This window comes from Spongisporangium articulatum, assembly GCF_044465595.1.
Classification (GTDB): domain Bacteria; phylum Actinomycetota; class Actinomycetes; order Actinomycetales; family Kineosporiaceae; genus Spongisporangium; species Spongisporangium articulatum.
This window is the reverse complement of record NZ_JBITLV010000001.1, coordinates 151,341-170,529: the sequence shown is the minus strand read 5'-3', so window position 1 is coordinate 170,529 and position 19,189 is coordinate 151,341. Positions and strand designations below refer to the sequence as shown.

Annotated in this window: 14 protein-coding genes and 1 riboswitch; of the genes, 9 read left to right on the top strand and 5 right to left on the bottom strand. The window is 73.2% G+C overall.

The features are described from left to right. Nucleotides 1–37: 37 nt before the first annotated feature. A complete protein-coding gene (locus tag ACIB24_RS00820) occupies nucleotides 38–1,147 on the bottom strand; it encodes a citrate synthase 2 (RefSeq protein WP_398273754.1) in 1,110 nt (369 codons plus the stop codon). A 154-nt stretch (nucleotides 1,148–1,301) separates the two neighbouring features. Between ACIB24_RS00820 and pdxH the strand changes: the two genes are divergently transcribed. Continuing rightward, nucleotides 1,302–2,051 carry a pyridoxamine 5'-phosphate oxidase gene (gene pdxH / locus ACIB24_RS00815; protein ID WP_398273751.1) on the top strand — a complete coding sequence of 250 codons (750 nt, stop codon included), beginning with the start codon at nucleotides 1,302–1,304 and terminating at the stop codon, nucleotides 2,049–2,051. Between the two features lie 3,732 nt (nucleotides 2,052–5,783). Here pdxH and ACIB24_RS00810 read toward each other — a convergent pair. Beyond that, the gene (locus ACIB24_RS00810) at nucleotides 5,784–7,175 is read right to left on the bottom strand and encodes a cryptochrome/photolyase family protein (RefSeq protein WP_398273748.1); all 1,392 of its coding nucleotides are present in this window, start codon (nucleotides 7,173–7,175) and stop codon (nucleotides 5,784–5,786) included. A 74-nt stretch (nucleotides 7,176–7,249) separates the two neighbouring features. On the opposite strand from ACIB24_RS00810, the gene ACIB24_RS00805 reads away from it, so the two are divergent. From ACIB24_RS00805 to ACIB24_RS00795, 3 genes are all read left to right on the top strand, one after another. Beyond that, on the top strand, nucleotides 7,250–7,981 hold the full coding sequence (locus ACIB24_RS00805; RefSeq protein ID WP_398273745.1) for a metal-dependent transcriptional regulator: 732 nt from the start codon (nucleotides 7,250–7,252) through the stop codon (nucleotides 7,979–7,981). A 299-nt stretch (nucleotides 7,982–8,280) separates the two neighbouring features. After that, nucleotides 8,281–8,428: riboswitch (cyclic di-AMP (ydaO/yuaA leader) on the top strand. A 125-nt stretch (nucleotides 8,429–8,553) separates the two neighbouring features. Next, complete coding sequence (locus ACIB24_RS00800; protein WP_398273742.1) at nucleotides 8,554–9,168, top strand: C40 family peptidase; 615 nt, start codon at nucleotides 8,554–8,556, stop codon at nucleotides 9,166–9,168. 443 nt (nucleotides 9,169–9,611) lie between these two features. Continuing rightward, a complete protein-coding gene (locus ACIB24_RS00795) occupies nucleotides 9,612–10,106 on the top strand; it encodes an HNH endonuclease (RefSeq protein ID WP_398273739.1) in 495 nt (164 codons plus the stop codon). A 196-nt stretch (nucleotides 10,107–10,302) separates the two neighbouring features. Here the strand turns inward: ACIB24_RS00795 and ACIB24_RS00790 are convergent, their stop codons facing one another. Then, nucleotides 10,303–11,139, bottom strand: coding sequence for an aldose epimerase family protein (locus tag ACIB24_RS00790; RefSeq protein ID WP_398273735.1), 837 nt, complete (start codon nucleotides 11,137–11,139; stop codon nucleotides 10,303–10,305). Between the two features lie 32 nt (nucleotides 11,140–11,171). Beyond that, nucleotides 11,172–12,125: a cation diffusion facilitator family transporter gene (locus tag ACIB24_RS00785; protein ID WP_398273732.1), complete on the bottom strand. Its 954-nt coding sequence runs from the start codon at nucleotides 12,123–12,125 to the stop codon at nucleotides 11,172–11,174. Nucleotides 12,126–12,148: 23 nt separating this feature from the next. Here ACIB24_RS00785 and ACIB24_RS00780 point away from each other — a divergent pair, with 23 nt between their 5' ends. Further along, complete coding sequence (locus ACIB24_RS00780) at nucleotides 12,149–13,474, top strand: hypothetical protein (RefSeq protein ID WP_398273729.1); 1,326 nt, start codon at nucleotides 12,149–12,151, stop codon at nucleotides 13,472–13,474. Between the two features lie 23 nt (nucleotides 13,475–13,497). Continuing rightward, the gene (serS, locus tag ACIB24_RS00775) at nucleotides 13,498–14,793 is read left to right on the top strand and encodes a serine--tRNA ligase (protein WP_398273726.1); all 1,296 of its coding nucleotides are present in this window, start codon (nucleotides 13,498–13,500) and stop codon (nucleotides 14,791–14,793) included. 58 nt (nucleotides 14,794–14,851) lie between these two features. Here serS and ACIB24_RS00770 read toward each other — a convergent pair whose 3' ends face one another. Next, nucleotides 14,852–15,847 (bottom strand): acyl-CoA desaturase, encoded by a 996-nt coding sequence (locus tag ACIB24_RS00770; protein ID WP_398273723.1) that lies wholly within the window; start codon nucleotides 15,845–15,847, stop codon nucleotides 14,852–14,854. Between the two features lie 357 nt (nucleotides 15,848–16,204). Here ACIB24_RS00770 and ACIB24_RS00765 point away from each other — a divergent pair, with 357 nt between their 5' ends. The 3 genes from ACIB24_RS00765 to ACIB24_RS00755 are packed head-to-tail and all read left to right on the top strand — an operon-like array spanning nucleotide 16,205 to nucleotide 19,129. Next, nucleotides 16,205–17,428, top strand: a complete 1,224-nt coding sequence (locus ACIB24_RS00765; protein ID WP_398273720.1) for a hypothetical protein — start codon at nucleotides 16,205–16,207, stop codon at nucleotides 17,426–17,428. A 16-nt stretch (nucleotides 17,429–17,444) separates the two neighbouring features. Beyond that, a complete protein-coding gene (locus ACIB24_RS00760; protein WP_398273717.1) occupies nucleotides 17,445–18,326 on the top strand; it encodes an ABC transporter ATP-binding protein in 882 nt (293 codons plus the stop codon). Continuing rightward, nucleotides 18,323–19,129: an ABC transporter permease gene (locus ACIB24_RS00755; RefSeq protein ID WP_398273714.1), complete on the top strand. Its 807-nt coding sequence runs from the start codon at nucleotides 18,323–18,325 to the stop codon at nucleotides 19,127–19,129. The genes ACIB24_RS00760 and ACIB24_RS00755 overlap by 4 nt, the downstream gene beginning before the upstream one ends. Nucleotides 19,130–19,189: the final 60 nt, after the last annotated feature.

Sequence of the window (19,189 nt, the reverse complement as noted above, 5' to 3'; positions counted from 1 at the left end):
GCCCGCCCGCCGCGCGGCTATGCCGCGCGGCCGGAGCTCAGTTCAGCCCGGCGCGCGAGGCGTCCCAGCCCTCGACGGCCTCGACCGGCCGCGGGCCCTCGCCGATGTAGCGCGACGACGGACGGATCAGCCGGCCGGTGGCCTTCTGCTCGAGGATGTGCGCCGACCACCCGGCCGTGCGCGCGCACGAGAACATCGGCGTGAACATGTTCGCGGGCACCTGGGCGAAGTCGAGGACGACGGCCGCCCAGAACTCGACGTTGGTGGCCAGCACCCGGTCGGGGCGGCGGGCGTGCAGCTCGTCCAGGGCGGCGGTCTCCAGCGCCTTGGCCACCTCGAAGCGCGGGGCGCCGAGCCGCTCGGCCGTGTCCCGCAGCACCTTGGCCCGCGGGTCCTCCGCGCGGTACACGCGGTGGCCGAAACCCATCAGCCGGTCGCCGGCGTCCAGGACCGACTTCACGTAGGCCAGCGCGTCGCCACCCTGCTCGACGGCCTCCAGCATGTGCAGCACGCGCGAGGGTGCGCCGCCGTGCAGCGGGCCGCTCATCGCGCCGACCGCCCCGGACAGCGACGCCGCGACGTCGGCCCCGGTCGAGGCGATCACCCGGGCGGTGAAGGTCGAGGCGTTCATGCCGTGCTCGGCGGCCGACACCCAGTAGGCGTCGACGGCGGCCACGTGCGCCGGGTCGGGCTCGCCCCGCCAGCGGATCATGAACCGCTCGGCGATGGTCGAGCCCTTGTCGACCTCGCGCTGCGGCACCATCGGCGCGTTCTGCCCACGGGCGGACTGCGCGACGAACGACAGGGCCATCACCGAGGCGCGGGCCAGGTCCTCACGGGCCTGCTCGACGTCGATGTCCAGCAGCGGGCGGAAGCCCCACAGCGGGGCCAGCTGCGCGAGCGCGCTCTGCACGTCGACCCGGACGTCACCGGTGTGCACCGGCAGCGGGAACGGCTCGGCGGGCGGCAGGCCCGGGTTGAAGGCGTTGTCGACCAGCAGGCCCCAGACGTGGCCGTACGAGACGCGGCCGACCAGGTCGTTGATGTCCACACCCCGATATCGCAGCGCGCCGCCCGCGCGGTCGGGCTCGGCGATGGTGGACTCGAAGGCGATCACGCCTTCGAGGCCGGGTACGAAGTCGGACATCTGGGTCTCCCTCGAGTCCGGGGATCGGCTTGTTCCGGTCCCCGGTCATCCTGGCTGCCGCACGGGCTGGTGGCCCGCTGGCACGCAGTGCCTGTGAAATGTGTCGAGTGCAGATTGCCATGCCTGCCCGTGGTTGCAGCGAGACACTTGCCACATGCTTGATCCGACGCTGAGCCAGCAGCGCGAGTCCTACGACTCCTCGGCCTTCCTGGAGGCCGACCTGAGGCCTGATCCACTGGCTCAGTTCCGCGACTGGTACGCCGCCGCGCGGGCCGCGGGCGTGCGGGAGCCGAACGCGATGACGCTCGCCACGGTCGGCCTCGACGGGGGGCCCACCGCCCGCACCGTGCTGCTGAAGGACGCCGAGCCGGAAGGCTTTTCGTTCTTCACGAACCTCATGTCGCGCAAGGGGCAGGAGCTGGGCGTGACCCGGGCGGCGGCGCTCGTGCTGCCCTGGCTGGCGCTGAACCGGCAGGTGAGCGTGCGCGGCCGGGTCGAGCTCCTGCCCCGCCCGGTGGTCGCCGAGTACTTCCGGTCCCGGCCCTACGGCTCGCGGATCGGGGCCTGGGTCAGCCACCAGTCGCAGCCCACGACGCACGGCGAACTCGAAGCCCGCTACGCCGAGCTGTCCGCCCGCTGGCCCGACACCGGCCGCCCCGACGACGTGCCCGTGCCCGACCACTGGGGTGGCTACCTGGTCCGCCCGACGGAGGTCGAGTTCTGGCAGGGCCGCCCGTCGCGGCTGCACGACCGGCTGGTCTACGTGCTGCGCAGCGGTTCGGGGAGCGGGTCCGACAGCGGGTCGGGGAGCGGGTCCGACAGCGGGTCCGCCGCTGGGTCCGCCGGTGAGCCGCCGTCGCTGGCCGACGCCTCCGCCTGGTCGGTGGTGCGCAGATCGCCCTGAGGCTCCTCGGGGGCCTCGGCAGTCTCGGCAGTCTCGGCAGTCTCGGCGACCTCGGGGGCGTCCGGGGCGTCCGGACCGGCCGGAGGCTCCGGACGGACGGCGTCCGCCGCCTCCCCGGGCCCCTCACCCTCGCCGGTGCTCGCCGCGTCCGGCTGCAGCTGGTCCTCGTCGTCCTCGCCGAACAGGTCGACGCCCTCGTGCGCGGCGCAGAACCGAACCCAGGCGTCCTCCGCCTCGTCGGGCCGCCCGGCGTCGTCCAGCACCTGCGCCAACCGCTGCCCGAGCCCGTGCGCCTGCGTCGCGTCGGCGGCCGCCTCGGCCTCCAGTGCCGCCCCGCGCAGGTCGACGAGCGCGCCGTCCAGGTCGCCCAGCTCGGCGCGCAGCTGACCCCGTAGCCCGAGCAGGTCGCGGGCCGCGCGGTCGTCGCCCAGCGTCCGGTACCCCTCGTCCAGGCCCTCGACCTGCTTCAGCGCCTCCGGATAGCGGCCGACCAGGGCCAGCAGGCGGGCCCGCTGCTCGGCCAGGGCCACCCGGTGCCAGGCCAACCGGTGCCCACCGCTCAGCGTCAGCCCGACGGGTCGCGCCGGGGCCATGTGGGCGCCCGAAGCGATGGGCAGCTGCCCGGTCGACGCATCGCGCAGGGCCTGCAGCACCTCGTCGGCCTCGATCAGCGCCTCCAGCGCGGCCTCGGGGCCCATCGCCTCCTGGATCGCGGCGATCCGCTCGCGCCGGCAGGTGGCCGCGCCGTCCCAGTCGCCGGCCTCCTCGGCCAGCTCGATCGCCCGCTGCAGGTCGGCCACGACCTGGCTGGGCGGGCCGCCGACCCGGGCGGCGAGCTGCCAGGCCTCGGACTGCGCGACGAGGTTGCCGTTGCGCCGGTGCCAGGCGGCGCTGCGCGCGGCGGCGGCCCGGGCCCCGGCCACGTCGCCCAGCACGGCGAGGGTCTCGGCCACCACGAACGCCGCGGCGCCCGTCAGGTGGATCAGCTCACCCAGCTCGGGGTCGCCGTCGTCGTACTCGAGCGGGGCCAGCTGCTCCAGCCGTTCCACGCCCGCGGTCAGGTCGGCCAGCGCGGCCTCGGCCAGCTCGGCGGCCTCGATCGCCCGGCCGCAGTCCAGCAGCGCGCGGGCCAGGTCGAACCGGGCCTGCGCGGCCAGCGGGCCGGGGGAGTGCCGGTCGAGCAGCGGCACCGCCTGGGCCAGCCGGTCGGCGGCGCCCTCGGGGTCGCCCATCCCGTGCTGCACCGTGGCGGCGGCGGCCAGCAGGTTGCCGAGGACCGGGGCGGCGTCGGCGGCCAGCGCGTCGCGCACCGCCCGGTTCCAGGCGTCCAGCGAGGCGTGCGGGTCGACGTCGATCAGCTTGGCCGCGAGGTCGGCGTGGGCCATCGCGCGCTCCACGGGGCGGACCCCGTCGGGCAGGGCGTCGATCGCGGCCCGCAGCGAGGCCACGGCCTGCTCCGGCGGTTCGTCGACGGCGCGCAGCCGCAGCATCCGGCACAGGGCGCGCATCTGCTGCGAGTCGAGCTCGGTCGGGTACACCGACGTGAGGGCGGCGATCGACTGGTCGACGGGGTCGTGCTCGCGCAGGTCGGCGCCCAGCTCGCCCAGGTCGAGGGCCGGTTCCGACAGGCCGGCCCGGGCCACGGCCTCGCGGGCCAGCGCCAGCCGGCAGTAGGCGAGACCGACCTGCCCGGGGGTGCCCTCGGCGCTGACCTGGGCGGCCGTCTTGCCGACCCGGGTCATCGCCTCGGCGGCGTCGATCCGCCCGGCCCGCGCGGTCGCCATCACGCAGCTCTGCTCGTGCAGCAGCGCCTCGGCCGACAGGCCCGCCCGGCGCAACCGGTCGGCCGCCGCGGCCGCGGCGATCCGCAGCTCCTCCGCCTCGTGCGCGCCGACCAGCGGGTTGTCCGCCGCGCGCTCCAGGTCGGCCAGCGCCAGCCAGGCGTCGAGCCGGGCCGCCGACCGACTGCCCTCGAAGTCGTCCTCGGGCAGGTCGAGGTAGATGTCCCGGGCCGAGCGCCAGGCCGACAGCACGGCCGCCCGGCGTTCGGCGGAGTCGGCCGTGGCCGCATCACGGAAGGCCTGGGCCAGCCCGGCCAGGTCACCGGCGTCGGCCAGGGCCTGCGGGCCCTCGTCCTGGGCGACCCGGCGACCGCGCCGCCCGGTCGCTCGCACGGGCGCGGTCAGCGGCTCGCGGCGCGGCAACCGCATCGACTGCGGGGCCCGGGCGACGAAGTCGAGCGGCAGGTCCGGCAGGTCGTCCGGGGCGTCGAGCATCGAGGCGACCAGCCTGCCGATCGCGTCCGTTCCGTTGCGGGCGTCGAACCGGGCGGCCAGGTCGCGGGCCCGCCCGGCCAACCGGCTGCCCAGCCGTTCGGCGCTCACGTCACCCCAGCGACCGGTGGTGATCTGCAGGTCGCCGCCGCCGGCCTCGGTGACGCCGCGCAGCAACCGGCCGCCGGCCGCCGTCGTGACCATCACCTGGTAGGCGGGCGCCGACCCCGAGGCGAGCCACGGCATCCAGTACTGCAGCAGGTCGAGCCCGCGGTCGAGCCGGCCCGAGCGGGCGCAGACCATGAGGTGCTCGGCGCGCCCCGGGATCGCCGACACCGGGCCGTGCACCTGGTCGGGATGCAGCGCGTCGCCGGGGTCACCGACCTCGTCGTCCTCGTGCATGCGCAGCAGCCGAACCCCGCGCATGTGCTCGAACGCCGCGCGCTCGGTCTCGCCCACCACCAGCAGCGACTCCATGGCCGCGGCGATGGTCTGGTACGGCTGGCCGCGGCACTCCGGCGGCTCGTCGAGCAGGGGCATGGCCAGCGCGGCCGCGGCCTGGTGGCGCCCGGTCGCCGTCAGGTGCCGGATGTGGTCGGCCTGCTCGCAGGACGCGCAGTCGGACAGGTCGCTGCGCGAGGCCTCGACCCAGGCCTCGTAGGCCTCCTCGGCCTCCGCGTACCCGTGCCGGTGCACGGCCAGGTCGTACCGGACCTTCAGCACCGGCGTGAGCGACTCGCCCGCGGCCCGGTAGCGCGCGGTCATGTCGGCGAGCGCGGCCTCGATCTGGGCCAGCGGGACGTCGGGGTGCGGCAGCAGCGCCGACGTCGCCCACGTGAAGCTGAACAGGATGCTCTGCCGCTCCCACGGCCCGAGCCAGCTCTGCTGCTCCTCGTAGCGGGCCAGCAGCCAGGCCAGGACCGGCCCGATCTCGCGGTGCCGGCCGCCGTGCAGCAGCGCGGGCGCCAGCGACAGGCGGGCGGCGGTGGCCCGTTCGGCGTCGCCGTCGATGTCCGCCTGCTCGACCAATTGCTCGAGCCGCTCCGTCCGGGCACGCCCGGGCGGCAGGGCGTCAGCTGCCTGAAGCGCCTGCCAGATGTCGTCGGGACTGCCGGCCATCGCCACGATGATGCCCCGTTGGGCGGTTTAGTGGTCAATTCGACGGCGAAAGTCACCCCGACCCGACCGGCCGAAAACCCCGTTGCGAACGGCTCCGGCCCGGCCTAGCGTCCTGGGTACACGGGAAAGGAGGTGGTCCGGAAAGTGATTTCACATCGGACGCGTGAGGTGGCTGCCCGCTAGGGCGGTAACTCATCTCTCAGCGAAAACCAGCAGTCACCGCAGCCCGCAGGGGCCGTGCTCGTCCGGCACGGCGGCCGACTCTCCCCGCCCGAGTGCGAGGGGCGAAGGCGACCCTGCGGGCTGTCTGCTCGCCGGGGCCGGTGAGTCGCCGGCAGCCTCAGCGCACCTCGTCGTAGCGGCTCAACGCTTCCACCCGTTCGGCCCCGTGGTCGACCACCGGTTCCGGGTATCCGTGGGCGTAGCCCTCGGGGTGCTTCCACGGTTCGTGGGCCGCGCCGCCCGGCAGGTGCGCGAGTTCCGGCACGTACCTGCGCACGTACGCGCCGTCCGGGTCGAACTTCTTCCCCTGCGTGACCGGGTTGAACACGCGGAAGTAGGGCGCCGCGTCGGTGCCGCAGCCGGCCACCCACTGCCAGCCGTGCTGGTTGCTGGCCAGGTCGCCGTCGCGCAGGTGCTGCATGAACCAGCGGGCGCCGTGCTGCCACTCCACGTGCAGGTCCTTGACCAGGAAGCTGGCCACCAGCATCCGGACCCGGTTGTGCATCCAGGCGTCGGCCAGCAGCTGGCGCATCCCGGCGTCGACCAGCGGGAACCCGGTGCGACCCTGCGTCCACGCCTCGAACGCCGCGCCCGGCTCGTCGTAGCGCATCCGCGCGTACTGCGGGCGCAGGTACTCGCGGGCCGTCTCGGGCCGGTGCCACAGGACGTCGGCGTAGAACTCGCGCCAGCACAGTTCGGCCCGGAAGGCCTCGGCGCCCGCCGCGAGGGTGGGACGCCGGGAGCTCACCTCCCGGAGGTCGTGCAGCAGGGTGCGCGGGTGGATCTCGCCGAACTTCAGGGCCGCCGACAGCTGCGAGGTACCGAACAGGTCGGGGCGGTCGCGGCGGTCCGCGTAGTCCGCCAGGCCGTCCTCGAGGAACTCCCGCCACCGGCGCCGCGCGGCCGCCTCACCGGGCTCCACGCCCCCGAGGGACTGGTCGGGAACTGATATGCCAGTTCCGTCGCCGGCCGCGTCCGCCCAGTGCGGCCGGGGCCGCCCGGCCGGTTCGGGCCAGCCGTGCTCCAGCCAGGCCCGGCTGAACGGGGTGAACACCTGGTACGGCGTCCCGCCGCCGGTGAGCAGCGATCCCGGGCCCACGGCGTAGGGGGAGCCGACGGCGCGCAGCCGGCGGCCGCCGTCCTCGAGCGCCCGGGCGACCCGCGCGTCGCGCGCCCGGCCGTACGGCCCGGCGTCCGCGGTGACGAACACCTGCTCGGCGCCCGCCTCCCGGGCGACCTCGGGGACGACGTCCTCGGGTTTCCCGGTCCGGACCACCAGGTGGCCCCCCGAAGACTGGAGGGTCGCGTCGAGCGCGGCGAGTGAGCGGGCCAGCCACGCGCGGCGCGGCTCGCCCGCGGGCTCGAGCAGGGCGGGGTCGAGGACGAACAGCGGGACGACGTGGGCCCCGTCGGCGGCGGCCCGCACCAGGGCCGGATGGTCCTGCACGCGCAGGTCGCGGCGGAACCACAGGACCGTGCGGGATCCGGGGCCGGAAGCAGAGGGGGGCATCGAGCGTTCAGCCTACGGCGGAGAACACAGCGTCATGGGTGCGCGACAGCCTCCGCGTGAAGGAGAATGCGCACGTGAGCGACCTCATCGACACCACCGAGATGTACCTCCGGACGATCTTCGAGCTCGAGGAGGAGGGCGTCGTCCCCCTGCGCGCCCGCATCGCCGAGCGTCTCGGCCACTCCGGGCCGACGGTGTCGCAGACGGTCGCCCGGATGGAACGGGACGGACTGTTGCACGTCTCCGGCGACCGGCACCTCGAGCTGACCGACCTGGGCCGGGCCAAGGCCACCCGCGTCATGCGCAAGCACCGGCTCGCCGAGCGACTGCTGGTCGACGTCATCGGGCTGGAGTGGGAGCTGGTCCACGAAGAGGCCTGCCGGTGGGAGCACGTGATGAGCGACCACGTCGAGGAGAAGCTGCTCGCCATGCTCGGCGACACGCTCGAGAGCCCCTACGGCAACCCGATCCCGGGGCTGGAGGAGCTGGGCGGCGCGGCGAGCTCGCCCGACGCGTTCCGCGAGGGCGTGCTGAGCCTGCCGGACGCGCTGGTCGCCGACGGGGCCTCGCTGCTGGTCCGGCGGCTCGGTGAGCGGCTGCAGATCGACAACGACGTGATGCATCGCTTCGCCGAGGCCGGGCTGAAGCCGGGCAGCGTCGTGGTCGCCTCCCGCACGTCGTCGGGGTACTCGCTGGACGTCGCGCCCGAAGCCGGCGTGGCGGGCTCGGCGGGCTCGGCGGGCTCGGCGGGCTCCGTGCAGCTGCTGCCGGACGTCGCCCGGCACGTGTTCGTCCAGGCCGTCTGACGGTCGTCTGAGCGCCCGTCTGACGGTCGTCTGAGCGGCCTCCGCGCCGCCTCCGCGGCCTCAGCCGGGCCGGGCTCTCTGTCCGGCTTTCAACCAGTTACCGTCTGTCCGGTTTCGCCATGTCTGAGCGAGTGAGTCCTAGGCAGAACGTAGGATCTTGGTAACTCAACGTAAAGAAATCGGATGTCACCGTGACACAGACGTGACATCCCCCCGGGGCATGGGATACGTTCTCGATCGCTTCTCTCCCTCCGAGAAGCCCCCGGGTCGGACGCCGAGCTCTGCCACTGGCTCCGGGGCCAGCTACAACACCGCATGGCAGAGGCGGGGGAACCACTTTCGGGCCGTGCTCCCTGCGGTCCTTGGGGTGAAGCCGGGAACCTTCCGGCCGGGTGATCTCCCACCCGAACCCGACAGCTCACCTCGAAGGCGTACGGAGAAGGCTGAAAGTGACTACTCGAGCAACGTCGCGTCACCGCGCGACAGTTCGACCTAGTACGCCCCTTACGTCGTTATCCAACGCCGTCACCGACCACGTGGGAACACTCGGTCGTGGCGGTGTCGTGCTGGCCATGTCCAGCGGGCTCGTGGCCACGATGGGCCTTCCCGCGAACGCGGCCACCTCCGGTGCCGAGGCCGCTGCGCCCGCCACCGCCCCGATCGCCGTCCAGCCCGGCATGGCCCTGCAGAGCGGCCTGCTGTCGGCGGTCGGCGCCACCGACTCCTCGGCCACCGAGCTGACCGCCCCCGCGGCCGCCGCGGTCACCTTCGAGACCGGCGCCTTCAAGGCCGTTCCGAAGAGCCAGGGTCCGTCGTTCGACCTCGGCAGCTTCGGCAGCTCGAAGGGCGCCTCGATCGTGGCCATCGCCTCGCGCTACCTGGGCGTCAAGTACGTCTACGGCGGCACCACGCCGAACGGCTGGGACTGCTCGGGCCTGACCGGCTACGTGTACCGCCTCGCCGGCATCAACCTCCCGCGCACGGCGAACGAGCAGTTGATCGCCAGCACGCGCATCTCCCGCGACCAGGCCGTCCCCGGCGACCTGGTCTTCTTCTTGAGCGGGGGCCGCGCGTACCACGTGGGCATCTACGCGGGCGACAACATGATGATCGACGCCGGCAGCACCGGCCACGTCACCTCCAAGCGCGAGATCTACAGCAGCTCGGTCGTCTTCGGCCGGTTCTGAGCGAGACCGAAACTCCGCAGTACGGCTTCAACTCCGCGACACAGCTTCGACGATCGGCACCGACCCCCTCCGCAGGGGCCGGTGCCGATCGCTTTTTGCCGACAGAGTTTTCCCGGCCGTCACCACTAGCACGACTCGCCTCGGTAGAAAAGAAGTGATTCGTGGGGTCGATGCGCTTACTCTGCGAAGAGTCCATCGGGTGTTGTGCGAGCTGAGGAGGTCGTGATGCCTGACGCGCTGCGCAGTGTCATTGCCGCCCTGGCGAGTACGAGTGTCCGGTTACCGGTGGTACCACTACTACCGGTGGTCCAGCCGCGCGCGAGCCAGGGCGTCGTTCCGTTGGGAACGGCGCCTTTCGTCGTCCCGAGGCCGATCACACGGCCTCACCGTGGAACGGCGGCCACCGCAATCGCCTGCGGCACGTTGTCGGCAGGGGAGGCGTGATGCGCACTCTGGTTCTCAATGCGGGGTACGAGCCACTCGCGGTCGTCTCGTTCCGGCGGGCCCTGGTGCTCGTGCTGGCGGGCAAGGCGACGGTCATCGCCGACGGGCCGGTCCCGGTCGTCAGCGGGAGCGTCATCCTGCCCCGGCCCTCGGTCATCGTGCTCGGCCGCTACGTGCGCGTCCCGCACGGCCGGTCGGTGCCGGTGAGCCGGCGCGGGGTCCTGCGCCGCGACGACCACCGGTGCGCGTACTGCGGCCTGCACGCCACGACCATCGACCACGTCCTGCCCCGCAGCCGCGGGGGCCGGGACACGTGGGAGAACCTCGTCGCCTGCTGCGTGCGGTGCAACAACGTGAAGGGCAACCGCACCCCGGAGGAGAAGGGCTGGACTCTGCGGGTGCGGCCCGGCGTCCCCCGGGGCCCGCAGTGGGTGGTGCGCGGCGCCGACGTGCGCGACCCGCAGTGGGAGGAGTACCTGGCGGCGGCGGCCTAGACCGGGTCTGCTCCTGGCCCGGCCCTCGAACCCGCCCAAACTGGTGCACCGGCGCTCTTGGCGCCGGTGCGTGAGAGATATTGCCATGCCGACTGCACAAGCGCAAAGCCCCATTACGCTGTGTGACGTCGAGCGGTCAAAGGTGCTGGTCACGGCCACTTCGGCGTTACCCTACGCGCCGGTCAAAGGTGTTCTTCTACAGGGCAACTGACGGTTCGGCACGCAGCGTCTGGCGTCCGGTCCACGTCGCCCCCGCGGGCAACGTGACCGGCGTCAGGCGCGCGGCCTCGACGCACACGAAACCGGCCTCGGCGCCGGCCGGGACGTCGGCCAGGCCATGCCCCGGACCGGGGTTCCAGACGACCCGGTCGGTGAACGCCTCGGCGGTGAGCGTGAGCCGGCCGAGCGTGCCGTCGACCAGGTCCACCGGGTCGGTCGCCCCCAGCAGGGACACGTCGCGCGGCTGCAGCGCCGGCACCGACTCCCCGGGGGCACCGAGCCACACCGGGTCGCCGTCGTCCGCCGGCTCCGGGCGCGCGTTGTCCTGCGCGTGCAGCCCGCCCAGCCCGGCCAGTTCGGCGTGCGGGTCGCGGACCACGAGGTAGCCGTGCAGCGCGGCGGTGAACTCGAACGGCTGCGCGCCGTCGTTGCGCACCTCGAGGTCGATGGTCAGCTCCTGTGCGGCGACGGTCGCGGTCAGGCGCAGTTCGAAGGCGTACGGCCAGAGCGCGCGCGTCTGCTCGTCGTCCCGCAACGTCGCCGCCCACGTCCCCGCGGGACAGCCGTCGACCCGCTGCCAGGCGCGGTCGCGCGCGAACCCGTGCTTGGGCAACGGGCCGCGCCCCGCGAACTGCGGGAAGATCACCGGGACGCCGCCGCGGATCGCGCGCCCCGGCCCGCACTCCGCCGTCGGCGACAACCACAGCCGCTGCGCGCCGCCGACCGGCACCCAGCCCAGGACGTGGCCGCCGTGCGTGCACGCGGTCAGCGCGGCCCCGTCGGGGGCGGTCACCGTGACCGGCGTGCAGGACATGCGGTCTCCTCCTGGGCGGGCCGGCCGGACGGTCAGCCGTGCGGCGGGTGGGCGCTGGGCGGCGGGCCGATCCGCAACGTGGTCGCGGGTGCGTGGTCGACCTGCAGGGTGGTGTGCCCGATCGCGTAGTCCCGGGTCAGCATCGACTCCAGGTCCAGCCGCAGAGCATGGCAGTCGGCACCGGGCTCGACCAGCACATGCGCGCTCAAGGCGGGCTGTCCCGACGTGATCTCCCAGACGTGCAGGTCATGCACCTCGTGCACCAGCCGAACCGCGGCCAGCGACGCGCCGATGGCCTGCGGCGAGAGCCCCGCCGGCGCGGCCTCGAGGAAGATCCGCCCCGACTCGCGCACCAGCCGCAGCCCCGAGCGGGTCATCAGCGCGACGACGACGAGCGACGCGACGGGGTCGAGCCGGTTCCAGCCCGTGGTCAGGACGAGGGCCCCCGCGACCGCCGTCGCGATGAACGCGTAGAGGTCGGTCAGCACGTGCTGGAAGGCGCCCTCGACGTTCAGGCTGGTGCGGTCGGCCTGGGCCAGCACCCAGGTGGCGGCCACGTTCACCGCCACCCCGACGACCGCCGTCCCGAGCACCAGGCCGCCCTCGACCTCGGGCGGGTCGATCAACCGGCGCACCGACTCGTAGGCCAGCCAGACGGACAGCAGCAGGAGCGTCAACCCGTTGGCCTGCGCGGCCAGGATCTCCACGCGGCGCCAGCCGTACGTCATCCGTCCCGTCGCGGGCCGTCGGGCCAGCCGGGCCGCGGCCAGCGCCAGGACGATCGCCGCGGCGTCGGTGAGCATGTGTGCGGCGTCGGAGATCAGGGCCAGGGAGCGGGCCGCGATCCCGACCAGCACCTCGCCGGCCATGAAGGTGACCAGCAGGCCGAGGGCCACGCGCAGCAGCCGGCCGTCCGCGTCCGCCGAGATGGTGTGGGCGTGCCCGTGGCCCGACCCCTGCGGGTGGGGGTGGGCGTGGTCGGTCACGCCACCAGGGTACGTTCTGGCCCGTGAGGACTGCCTTACTGGCGCACGGTATCGGCGGCCGTCAGGACCTTCCGCTCCCGTTCGGCTGGGCGGTGGCCGGCGCCGCCGCCGCGGTGGTCGTCTCGTTCCTGGCGCTGGGGCTGCTGTGGCGCGAACCGCGGATCGAGGGGCGGGACGCCGGGCGCCCCCTGCCCGGCCTGACCCGCCTGGTCTCCTCCCGCGGGGCCCGGCTCGCGGTCACCGTGCTGGCGGGGTTGCTGCTGGTCTACCTGCTGCTCGCGCTGACCGGCGTCGACTCCGGCAACAACCCGATGCCGTGGCTGGTCTACGTCTACTTCTGGGTCGGCCTGGTGCCCGTCTCGGTGCTGCTCGGCAACGTGTGGCGGCGGCTCAACCCGCTGCGGCTGATCCACCGTGGCCTGCTGGGGTTGGCCCGGCTCGACCCACGCGAGGGCGCCTACCCGCTGCCCGCGCGGATCGGCTACTGGCCCGCGGCTGTCGGCCTGTTCTGCTTCACCTGGCTGGAGCTGATCTACCCGGACAACTCCGAGCTGCCCGTGTTCCGGTGGGTGATCGGCGTGTACGCGGTCGTGCACCTGTTCGCGGCGATGCTCTACGGGTCGGTGTGGTTCGACCGGGCGGACGCGTTCGAGGCCTGGTCGGGCCTGTTCGGCCGGTTCGCGGTGCTCGGACGGCGGTCCGCCGGCCGGGGCGCGGAGGTGGTGCTGCGCTCGCCGCTGGCGGGGCTCGACGCGTTGCGCCCCGCCCCGGGGCTGGTCGCGGTCGTCATGGTGATGCTCGGCTCCACGGCCTACGACGGGTTGTCCGGGTCGCCGCACTGGGCGGGCTGGGTGCAGCAGTCGACGCTGCCGGTGTACCTGCTGCCCACGGTGGGGCTGCTCGGGACGATCCTGCTGCTGTCGGGGCTGTACGTGGCCTGCACCGAGCTCGCCGGGCTGGTCGCCGGGGTGCGCCGGGGGCCGGGCGGCGAGTCGATGCCGGTGGCCTTCGCGCACTCCGTCGTGCCGGTGGCGCTGGGCTACGTCGTGGCCCACTACTACTCGCTGCTCGTCATCGAGGGGCAGCGCGGCCTGCCCCACCTCCTGCACCCGCGCGGCGACGTCCCGGTCGGCTCCGTCTCGGTGTGGTCGGCGCCGGCCGACCCCAACGTGGTGGTCGTCGTCCAGGTGCTCGCGGTGGTGCTCGGGCACGTGCTCGGCGTGGTGCTGGCCCACGACCGGGCGATCCGGTTGTTCCCGCGCCGGGCCGCGGTGCTGGGGCAGGTGCCCCTCCTGGTGCTCATGGTGGGACTCACCTGCACCGGCCTGGTATTGCTTTTCGCCACCTGACCGCAGATTGCTACGGTCAGTGCATGCACGATGTCCGCGCCCTGCTCGACCCCGCGAACGACGCGGTGCGCAAGCTCGCGCGCCGCGGCTACACGCTCGACGTCGAGGCGATCGAGGCGCTCCAGGCCCGGCGCAACGCCGCCATCCGCACCGGTGACGAACTGCGCGCGGAGTCCAAGCGCGTGGCCGGTGAGGTGGGTCGCTCGGCCAAGGCGGGTGGCGACCCGGCGGCGCTGGAGGAGTTGAAGGAGCGCGCGCGGCTGCTGAAGGAGCAGGTCCGCGAGGCCGAACTCGAGCACGACGCCGCCGCGCAGGAGCTGCGCGACCTGATGCTCGCCGTCCCCAACCTGCCGCTCGACGACCTGCCGGACGGCGGGGAGGACGACGCGGTCGAGCTGCGCCGGTGGGGCACCCCGCAGGACTTCGACTTCGAACCGCTCGACCACGTCGACCTCGGCGAGCGCACCGGGATCTTCGACTTCGCCCGCGCCACCAAGCTTTCCGGCCCGCGGTTCGTGGTCAGCAAGGGGCTGGGCGCCCGGCTCGAACGGGCCCTGGCCGGCTTCCTGCTCGACCTGCACACGGGCGAGAACGGCTACACCGAGTTCTCCGTGCCGTACCTCGTGCAGCCGACCGCGCTGGTCGGCACCGGGCAGCTGCCCAAGTTCGAGGAGGACCTGTTCAAGACGGGGACGGGGACGCGTGATCTGTACCTGATCCCGACCGCCGAGGTGCCGCTGACGAACCTGCACGCCGACGAGGTGCTCGAACCGGCGCAGCTGCCGCTGGCCTACACCGCGTGGACGCCGTGCTTCCGCTCGGAGGCGGGTTCCTACGGTCGCGACACCCGCGGGCTGATCCGCGTGCACCAGTTCGCCAAGGTCGAACTGGTCCGGTTCTGCCCGGCGGAGGAGTCGGCGGCGCAGCTGGAGGAGCTCGTCGGGCATGCCGAGAAGGCGCTCCAGGAGCTGGGTCTCGCGTACCGCGTGGTCGTGCTGGCCGCCGGGGACACCGGGTTCAGCGCCCAGAAGACCTACGACATCGAGGTGTGGCTGCCGGGTCAGGGCAAGTACCGGGAGATCTCGTCCTGCTCCGACTTCGGCACGTTCCAGGCCCGGCGGGCGAACATCCGGACGAAGGATGCGGGGGGCAAGCGGACGTTCGTGGCCACGTTGAACGGTTCGGGGCTGCCGATCGGCCGCACCCTCGCCGCGGTGCTCGAGCAGGGGCAGCGGGCCGACGGCTCGATCGTGCTACCCGAGAAGCTCGTTCCCTATGCGGGTTTCGCGGCCATCACCCCCGACGGCAAGCCCGCCTGAGGGCACGCAGAAGGGCCCGCCACCGTTGCCGGTGACGGGCCCCTCCCGCTACAGGGCGTCAGGCGGCGAGCGCCTGGTCCTTGCGCTTGGCGTCGAGACGGGAGGCCTTCGGCCAGCGCACGTTGTACGCCCAGCCGGCCTTCTCGAACAGCCAGATGGTGCGGGCCGAGATGTCGATCTGGCCCTTGTCGACACCGTGCCGGGCCGAGGTCGGGTCGGCGTGGTGCAGGTTGTGCCACGACTCGCCGAAGCTCAGGATGGCCAGCCACCACACGTTCGAGGCCTTGTCGGTGGTGGTGAACGGCCGCTCGCCGAACACGTGGCAGACCGAGTTCACGGACCAGGTCACGTGGTGCACCAGCGCGATGCGGACCAGACCGGCCCAGATGTACCCGGCCACCGCACCCTGCCACGACCAGGTCAGCAGGCCGCCGAGGGCGGTCGGCAGGAGCAGGCTGAACAGCAGCACGTAGACGAACTTCTTCTGGAAGAACCGGATGTCCGGGTCGGCGATCAGGTCGGGGGCGAACCGTCGCGAGTTCGTGTTCTCACGGGTGAACAGCCAGCCGGTGTGGGCCCAGATCAGGCCCTTGGTCAGGCCGCCCAGGCTGTGGCCGAAACGCCACGGCGAGTGCGGGTCGTTCTCCTCGTCGGAGAACTGGTGGTGCCGCCGGTGGTCGGCGACCCAGCGGATCGGCCCACCCTCGATGGCCATCGTGCCGGCCAGCGTCAGCATGATCTTCAGCGGGCGCTTGGCCTTGAACGCGCCGTGGGTCAGGTAGCGGTGGAAGCCGATCGTGATCCCGAGGCCGGTGAAGACGTAGAAGACGACGAACAGCGCAGCCTGCGTCCAGTTCATCGCCCACGGGGTGTTGGCGGTCAGGTAGATGCCGGCGGCCAGCGCCACCCAGGGGGCGAGGACGAACACCCAGAGGAAGAAGATCTCGATGTTGCCCTTGCGGCCGTAGGTCAGAGGGGCGATCTCGCGCTTCGGCTTCGGCCGGCGCGGCGCCTCGTCGCCGAGCTCGGCGGCGGTGTTGGTGGTTGCGGTCATGGACCAGGTCCTTCCGTGGTCGGCGTCAGGGAGTTCGGCCGGGAGGTGAAGTTGGTCATACGTTGCTCAACCTACGGTCTCGTAGGTTACGGTTCCGAAACCATAACTTACGTCCCCGTAGGTTGCGCAAGTGCAGACGCCTCAACTTTCTGCAAAATCCAAGATCATGCAGGTCAGACAGGGGTCATGCGCCCGCTCGGCTCAGCGGGGCCTGGCCCGCTTCGGACTCCACCCGGGCCGGCCCGGTCGTGAGCCGCCGCCCCGACCCTGCGTCGTCCGCCGGCCCGCGTGACGCATGCCTCGCGGGCGGCGGGTTGGATTTCGCCTCCGTCCGCACGGACGACAGAATCGGTCACCGTGCCCCGTGCCCGCCTCACCGCCGTCCTGCTGCTGGCAGGGCTCGGCGCCGTGACCGCAGGCATCGGCGCGGCGGCCACGCAGCCGGACGACGGGAGCGCGGCGGCCGCGGCCACCCCCTCGTCCACGCCGGTCGCCTCGAGCGTCCCGGCCCAGCCCCTCGACGTCGCGGCCGAGAACGCGCGCCCCGGGTTCGCGGGCTGGCGCGTCCCGGCGGCCCGCACCTCGGCCGCGGGCCTGAGGTTGACCGTCGCCGCGACGTCCGTCGCGCCGGGTGAGGGTTTCGCCGTCACCGCCGCGAGCGAGCAGCCGGTGACCCTGAGCGCGCTGCGGATCGGCTGGTACGGCGGCGCGGGCGCCCGGGAGGTCTGGCGGGGGACGTCCCCGCCGAGCGGCCGGATCGACACCACCGGCTGGCCCGCCGGCACCTACCTGATCCGCGCCGACTCCGGCCCGGCCACCCGGTACGGGACCCTCGCCGTGCGCAGCGCCGACGCCCGCGGCCGGGTCCTGGTGATGAGTTCCCCGGCCACCTGGCGCACCCCCGGCGGCTTCCTGCGCGGTGAGCTCGGCGTCGTCCAGGTCGCCGAGCGGTACGGCGCGCCGCTGGCGTACGCGACGGAGGCGGACGTCGCCGCGCACCCCGCGCTCCTCAAGGGGGCCGCCGCCGTGGTCACCGGCAGCAGCCGGGACTGGCCCGCGGGTCTGGCGGCCGCCGTGCGGGCCGCCGCCCGCACGGGCACGAACCTCGCCTTCTTCGGTGCGGGCACCGGCGACGGGGCGACCACCCGCCTGACCGGACAGTCCCCCGCCTGCCGGCCGACGTCGTCCGTGCGGGCCGACTGGGTGGTGCGTGACGCCGGGTGGTGGGGCTACCAGGGGCTCACCGTCTATCCCGGCCTCCTGGTGCCGGGGTTGGTCGCCGGCGGCAGCGACCGAGCTGCGATCGCGGCGGGCAGTGCTCGACAGCGGACCACGGTCGCCGGCACCTGGGTCGGCTGCGGCGCCCAGGCCTCGACCCAGGCCGCGACGTACAGCGTGCTCGGCTCGGGCGCGGTGGTGTTCAGCGCCGGGACCGGCGCCTGGGCGTGCACGGTGAACCGGACGTGTTCGGGCGGCGTGCCGGCTCAGGCGCAGCGCTTCGCCGTCCGAGTGACGAAGAACGTGCTCTCCGCAGTGGCCACGCCGAAAGCCGGGCGAAAGTTGGCCGAAGCGGGGCAATAGCGGAAGGGTGGGCGACGTGATCACCGTCGAACATGTCACCAAGCGCTACGGCGGCCAGGTCGCCGTCGACGACGTGAGCTTCACCTGTGAGCCGGGCACCGTGACCGGCTTCCTCGGCCCGAACGGGGCCGGAAAGTCCACGACCATGCGGGTGCTGTGCGGGCTGACCGCGCCGACGTCCGGGCGGGCCACCGTGAACGGGGTGCCCTTCGCGAAGCTGCCGAACCCCGGGCTGGAGGTCGGCGTCCTGCTCGACGCCTCGGCCCAGCACCCCGGCCGCACGGGCCGCGAGGTCCTCGGCCTGGCCGCGGGCACCCTCGGGGTGAGCAAGTCCAAGGTCACCGCGATGCTCGAGCGGGTCGGCCTGGCCGGGGCCGAGAAGAAGCGGGTCGGCAACTACTCGCTCGGCATGCGGCAGCGGCTCGGCATCGGGCAGGCCCTGCTCGGCGACCCGAGCGTGCTCGTGCTCGACGAACCCGCCAACGGCCTCGACCCCGAGGGCATCGCCTGGATGCGCACCCTGCTGGCCGGCTTCGCGGCCGAGGGCGGCACGGTGCTGCTCTCGTCGCACCTGCTGCACGAGGTGCAGGCCGTCGCCGACCACCTGGTGATGATCGGCAACGGGCGGATCGCCGCCGACGGCGCCAAGCACGACCTGCTCAAGGGCAGTGGCTCGATCGTCAAGGGCGAGGATCCGGTCGCGCTCGGCGAGGGTTTGCGCGCGGCGGGGCTGGTCGTCACGCCCACCACCGACCACTTCCGGGTCGACGCCGAACCCCTCGTCGTCGGGCGGGCCGCGGCGGCCGCCGGGCTGGTGCTCACGGAGCTGAGGCCGGGGGACGCCGGCCTCGAGGACCTGTTCTTCAAGATCACGAGTGCCCCGGCGGTGACCCGATGAGCGCCACGACCGCGTCCGTGAGGTCTCGCACCGCGCGGGACCGTTCGACGATGTACCGGCCCGGTCTGCTCACGCTGACCCGCCTCGAGATGCGCAAGATGGTCGACACCCGGTCGGGGTTCTGGCTGCTCCTGGTCATCGCCCTGATCACCGTGGGTGGGGTCGCGCTCGCCGTGATCCTCGGCCCGGACGCCAACTTCGCCTACGAGGGCATCTTCCAGTTCACCGTCATACCCGCCTCCGTGTTTCTCCCGCTGCTCGGCATCCTGATGGTCACCACCGAGTGGTCGCAGCGCACGGTGATGTCGACCTTCACCCTGGTGCCGCAGCGGGGCCGGGTCGCGGCCGCGAAGGTCCTGGCCGGGGTGGGTTACACCATTCTGTCGGTGCTCCTGGGCCTGGCCCTGGCGGCGGTCGGCTACGGCGTCGCCGTGCTCCTCGACCGGGCCCACCCGGTGGACTGGAGCCTGTCGCCTGAGGTGCTCCTGGCCAGCGCGGCCTACGAGCTGATCTTCATCCTGGTCGGGATCGCCTTCGGGATGCTGTTCCAGAACTCGCCCCTGGCGATCGTCGCCTACCTCGTCCTGTACTTCGTCCTGCCCATCATCTTCGGGGTCCTGAAGCAGAACTTCGACACGGTGGGGTCGGCGCTGGCCTGGATCGACCTGAACGGGAACGCCAGCCAGCTGCTGAACTCCGACCAGTCGGCCCCCTACGGCCACGTCGTCGCGAGCGTGGCGTTCTGGGTCGTCCTGCCGGGGGTGCTCGGGCTCGTGCGTACGCTGAAGCGCGAAGTGAAGTAGAACTGGTCGTGATCATGGAAACTTCTACTTACGGCGCCGGGGCGCCTCCAGTAGAACTTT